This is a genomic window from Anabaena sp. CS-542/02 (assembly GCF_028331085.1).
GTDB lineage: Bacteria > Cyanobacteriota > Cyanobacteriia > Cyanobacteriales > Nostocaceae > Anabaenopsis > Anabaenopsis arnoldii.
In genome coordinates this window covers 1-4,647 of record NZ_JAQMTM010000115.1, presented here as the reverse complement: position 1 = coordinate 4,647, position 4,647 = coordinate 1, and the positions used below count along the sequence as shown (strand labels likewise).

The 4,647-nt window shown below is 43.0% G+C and carries 4 protein-coding genes; all 4 read right to left on the bottom strand.

Features of this window, described 5'->3' with window-relative positions; all coding sequences use genetic code 11:
• Positions 1-387, bottom strand: a 387-nt coding sequence (locus PN447_RS12825) for a hypothetical protein (protein WP_271763434.1), incomplete at its 3' end; no start/stop codon positions are given.
• A gap of 519 nt (positions 388-906) precedes the next feature.
• Positions 907-2,994 (bottom strand): peptidylprolyl isomerase, encoded by a 2,088-nt coding sequence (locus PN447_RS12820; RefSeq protein ID WP_271763433.1) that lies wholly within the window; start codon positions 2,992-2,994, stop codon positions 907-909.
• A gap of 201 nt (positions 2,995-3,195) precedes the next feature.
• Positions 3,196-4,035, bottom strand: coding sequence for a M56 family metallopeptidase (locus PN447_RS12815; protein WP_271763432.1), 840 nt, complete (start codon positions 4,033-4,035; stop codon positions 3,196-3,198).
• Positions 4,036-4,037: 2 nt separating this feature from the next.
• Positions 4,038-4,457, bottom strand: a complete 420-nt coding sequence (locus PN447_RS12810) for a BlaI/MecI/CopY family transcriptional regulator (RefSeq protein ID WP_271734328.1) — start codon at positions 4,455-4,457, stop codon at positions 4,038-4,040.
• Between the last annotated feature and the right edge of the window lie 190 nt (positions 4,458-4,647).

The window sequence follows — 4,647 nt, the reverse complement described above, 5'->3', positions numbered from 1 at the left end:
GTAGGTGGCGTCGGCTTGGTTGATGATTTGGCTATGATTATTCAGGTACAGGTTGCCGTAGTATCTGCCCCACCAGTCCGCATAGGTGTCGTTGTGAGTGACTACTCCCTGATTTTGCAATGTGCCTGTGATGTATTTTGTGCCGTAGCCAATGGATAGGTTGCCATTGTTGCTAAATCCATCGGTAACAGTAATTGTCCCGGAATTCCATTGGAAGTTCTCGAACTGGGATAAGGTTTTAATTGTAGTATTTGTAGTTAGAGTTACAGTTATGTCACTGTCACTTTGATCAATCACTACATCATCCCCAGCAACTGGCAAAACATTCCCTAACCAGATACTGGCATCACTATAATTGCCACTAGAAACAATCTTGCGGGTAGCCATTATTCTCCTATCCCTATGTGTCAATATACATATATATATAAGAAGCTCAAAGAGAAATTTCGCAGGTTTAATGATTTGAATTAACTATGACTAATTTGCTAACTATAAGCTATTCTTAACTATAGACTGGCAGGCAGTTTTTACGTTTAACATTGCAGTTTTTACGTTTAACATTTGACTGGGAAGAGGTATGACCATCAACAGCCATTAGCCGGGGAATAAATTACCCGTCTAATAGCGAAAGTCCACTAAAAGTGGACTAGTGGGTTACATATAATACTCTAAGCAATGATTGTTAACCCTATTTATAAAGTTATATTTAACACTCAGTCGGATTTATCCGACTTTAGCTATTAGACGGGGGTTTCTAACCCCTAGCTGGCTGCTGGTTTTGACTGCGGGTGTTGACTCTGCTGGGCAATATCCCCGACTTCTACCAAAATTTATCACTACCCGACAAGATCATAGTCAGAAGTCGGGGATATGAGTAACGGTCAACCGTCAACCGTCAGAAGGTATCTATATTAAAGTGCTGAACTGAGTTAAATATGCTTGTATCTGGGTTAAATCCCTGGTAGCATCAGGGGCGATCGCACCTTCAGTTAATTGTTCATCGGGGAAAGCAGTAGAACCAAACAGATGGCGTACTATCATAATGCCATCGGAAAGGGCTTTGATTTCTCCATTTCCATCAATATCTAGGTGTTTGTCGTCTACTCCTTTTTGTAAGTAGGCTTGAATTTCTGCTAGGTTGCGAGTAGCGTTAGGAGCGATCGCACCTTCAATTAATTTCTCACCGGGGAAAGCAGTAGGACCAAACAGATAACGCACTATCATAATCCCATCGGAAAGGGCTTTGATTTCTCCATCTCCGTCAATATCTAGATTCCATGCTTGCTTCCCGACAAAAATCGGGTCTGTTTCTAAGCTATAACCAGGGGCTAAATTATCGGAAGTCACATTAAGTTGAGTTCCTTCAAAGTTCCCAGTGGTGGTAAAGTTAAAGTCCCCTAATTTTAACGGTAGGGGTTGGTTAGGCCAGTTACCTTCAGAGTCAGCATAACCAAATTGGATAAACTTGTCAGTATTGGGGTCTTTGTCAAAGTTATCAGTATCAGCTAGGTTTGCTAGGGGAACAAATAGATTGTTATTGAAGAGGTTGTCTGCATTTTGGAAGGCGAGTTCATTAGAGTTGTAGTGCAGCCTTAGACTAATACCAGTCAGGGTATTACCACCTGTGGTGGTGTTATAGAACAGGGGAATAGATACATTACCGCCAGGGGTAGCAGTTAAATTATTTAATGATGTGATTTGTTGGCGATCGCCCTCCGCCGGTGGTGTATCATCATTGATAATAGTTCCCGTAGCTGTAGTAGTGGTAATAGTAGCGTTGCTGGGGTTAGAGAGGGTAACGGTAAAGGTTTCGTCTGGTTCTACTTCCGTATCACCTTGTACATTTACCGTAATTACTTGAGATGTAACTCCTGCTGCAAAGCTGGCTGTACCTGATGGGAATACTCCACCTGCAAAGTCGGCGGCGTTAGCAGGGTTTTCACCTGTACCTGTAACCGCCCAGTTAACTGTGCTGGTAACATTGGTGTCTCCTGTGCGGGTGACTGTGAAGGTAAAGGGGGTGAGTCCTTCGTTCCCTTCTGGTTGTAAGGCGTTGGTGGGGGCGATCGCTAGAGTTACGCTTTGAGAATTGGGTAACACTGTGACAGAAAATTGATATTCTACAAACTGACCAAACAAGTTAGTCCCACGAAGGGAAATATCTGCTGTCCCAGTTTGCTCTGGAAGATAATCGAGTAAAAGTTGCTGTCCGTTAATGTTAGCAGTGACTAAATCGGGTCGGGAGTTGCTAACTATCGTGTACTCTATTTCTTCTTCTTGTAGAATTGTAATGTTACTATAACGGATAAAATTATCGTCCCTGTTAATCTCAGGTTGTGCTGGGTCATCTACAATGAGAGGAAGATCACTCCAGGCAGGGTGAATTCCACTAGCGTTATAAACTGGCACTGCTGCGATCGCATCAATTGTATTTAAGTCATTGCTAGAAGAGACTTGACCAAAGACTGTAAAACCACCATTTTGATTGTTAAGATTACTGGAATTATCCTCTAAGTTGAAAAACCATTGACTGGTGGCGCTGTTGGGGTTATTACCTAGTTTAGCCATAGCGATGGTTCCCCGCACATTAGACCGCTGTGGACTAAACTCATTTTCCACCGGTGTATTGGTGGGAACTATTCCCAGATTTAAATTATCGACAGTAAACCCACCACCCTGGATGACAAAGTTAGGATTAGAACGATGAATGATAGTATTTTCATAACTGCCACTGTTGACATAGTTCTGGAAGTTTTGCACTGTTTTGGGTGCGCCTAGTCCTTCTTGGTCAAACAGGACTACTTTGATAACTCCATTACCTATGGATGGGTTAGATAACTGAAAATTAGCTACTAGACCAGTTGTATAGGGGTCATCAAAGTAATTACTTAAATCTAGAGTTGTATCTAAAGCATTGACTCCCACAAAAATATCATTGATGGGTGTGGTGAGAATGGGAAAAGAGAGGTTTGTTAAAGCTTGAGCAGTGGTCATAGAAGACTTGTTACGGGTTTGGTATATAGTATAATCAGATGCAGGTTATGGGTTTACTAGCTTCGGAGGTTAACCCAGATTTTTTTAATATTTGTAGGTGGGGGTTGGTAAAGGCTGCTAATTAATCACTCATTATATCTGTGCAGCAGCCTGTACAACTTGAGTAGGTTTTAGCTTCGCTGTTGGAGTGTGTCGGCGATTTTAGGTATGAAATATCACTGTTAATAATGGGATCAATGCTAAGAGAAACCTATTCCATGTGTGGTAATTGATTTCTGGTGTGGGTGTTCGTGGTGATAATAAAGCCTCTATTCTTTGTTCTAAGCGATCGCCTGTATTAGCTCCTAAAGCTGCACAGCAAATAGGCGATGATACACTGCTGTTACTAACTACCATCAGTAATGACTCTGCCAAAAGCAAAGGGTCTACCTGGGAGGCTGCGTAACTATCAGCCCGTAATTCCCGCAGGGATAAGAGTTCCTCCCATAACACATCTGTATTAGGTAACCAACTTGTACAAGCGCGTATGCAACCCAGCCAGAAAAACCAAAATGTGTCGCGGTAATGGTAATGTCCTTGTTCGTGTGCTAAAACACTATCTACATGGGCGGGGGTGAGGGTTTGCAGTAATCCTTGACTAATTACTAATTCTGGATGCCAAAAGCCAATTTGACCAGCAAAGGGCGCGTCTGTATTCAATAATCTAACTTGTTTACCCTGCAAATTAATTAAGGGAGATTTCCGGGCGGACTCCACAGATTGCCAACCTTGGAAACCTAGGTTGATACATACAATGGCAAAAAAAGCAAGATAAATTAATGCTAGTTGATAACTTAACCAGCCAGTATGTGCGCCCCCCATTTTTCCTTGGGGTCCCATGAATAAGACAGCGATCGCCGTCATAAAAATTAACAATGGGGGAAAAAGAAACAAAAACAGCGATCGCCGCCACCGGAGATCCCAGCTACCCTGGAGATCATTCCCAGAGGATCTTAAACTCCAAGCAACTGTGAAAGCAGTCAAAATCATCAACAGATGCATGATTATTGTTCCTCCCTGGCTTGGCGTGCGGCTTGAATGCGTTTAGCGATGGCTTGCAGTTGGTCGCTAGCGGCTTCATCCAGACTATCAGCAAAGGCGGCGATGACATCGGGATTACCCACAGCCAGAAATCGCTGTAACTGTTCGTGAGCCTTAATTACCTGTGCTTGCTGCTTGGTCAGCTGGGGTTGCCAATAAAACGCCCGCCCTTGTTTGTTGCAGATGAGCCACCCCTTATCAGTCAGGCGACGTAAAACTGTAGTGACAGAAGTGTAAGCTAATTCACGGTTAGGGTCTAAGAGAATGCGATCGTGCACATCCTTGACTGTAGCTGAACCCAGTTCCCAGATAATATTCAAAATTTCGGCTTCTAAGGGTCCTAAAGATAATTGTTTAGGGCGGTAATCGGGTAAGGGTGCCATATTGATTTACTCACGAATTTGAGAGGTGGGACTAGTGGATGGCAAAGATTCCCTGCTATATAAAACCTAGACAAAGCTAGACTTTACTTTCTACTTCAACGGGAGCATGGGAGCGGTTATCCCTTAGTAGACTTGCACGCCTTAGCCAGACGCGATATTTCTCTTAAGATTTACAAGAAAGACTACCGCT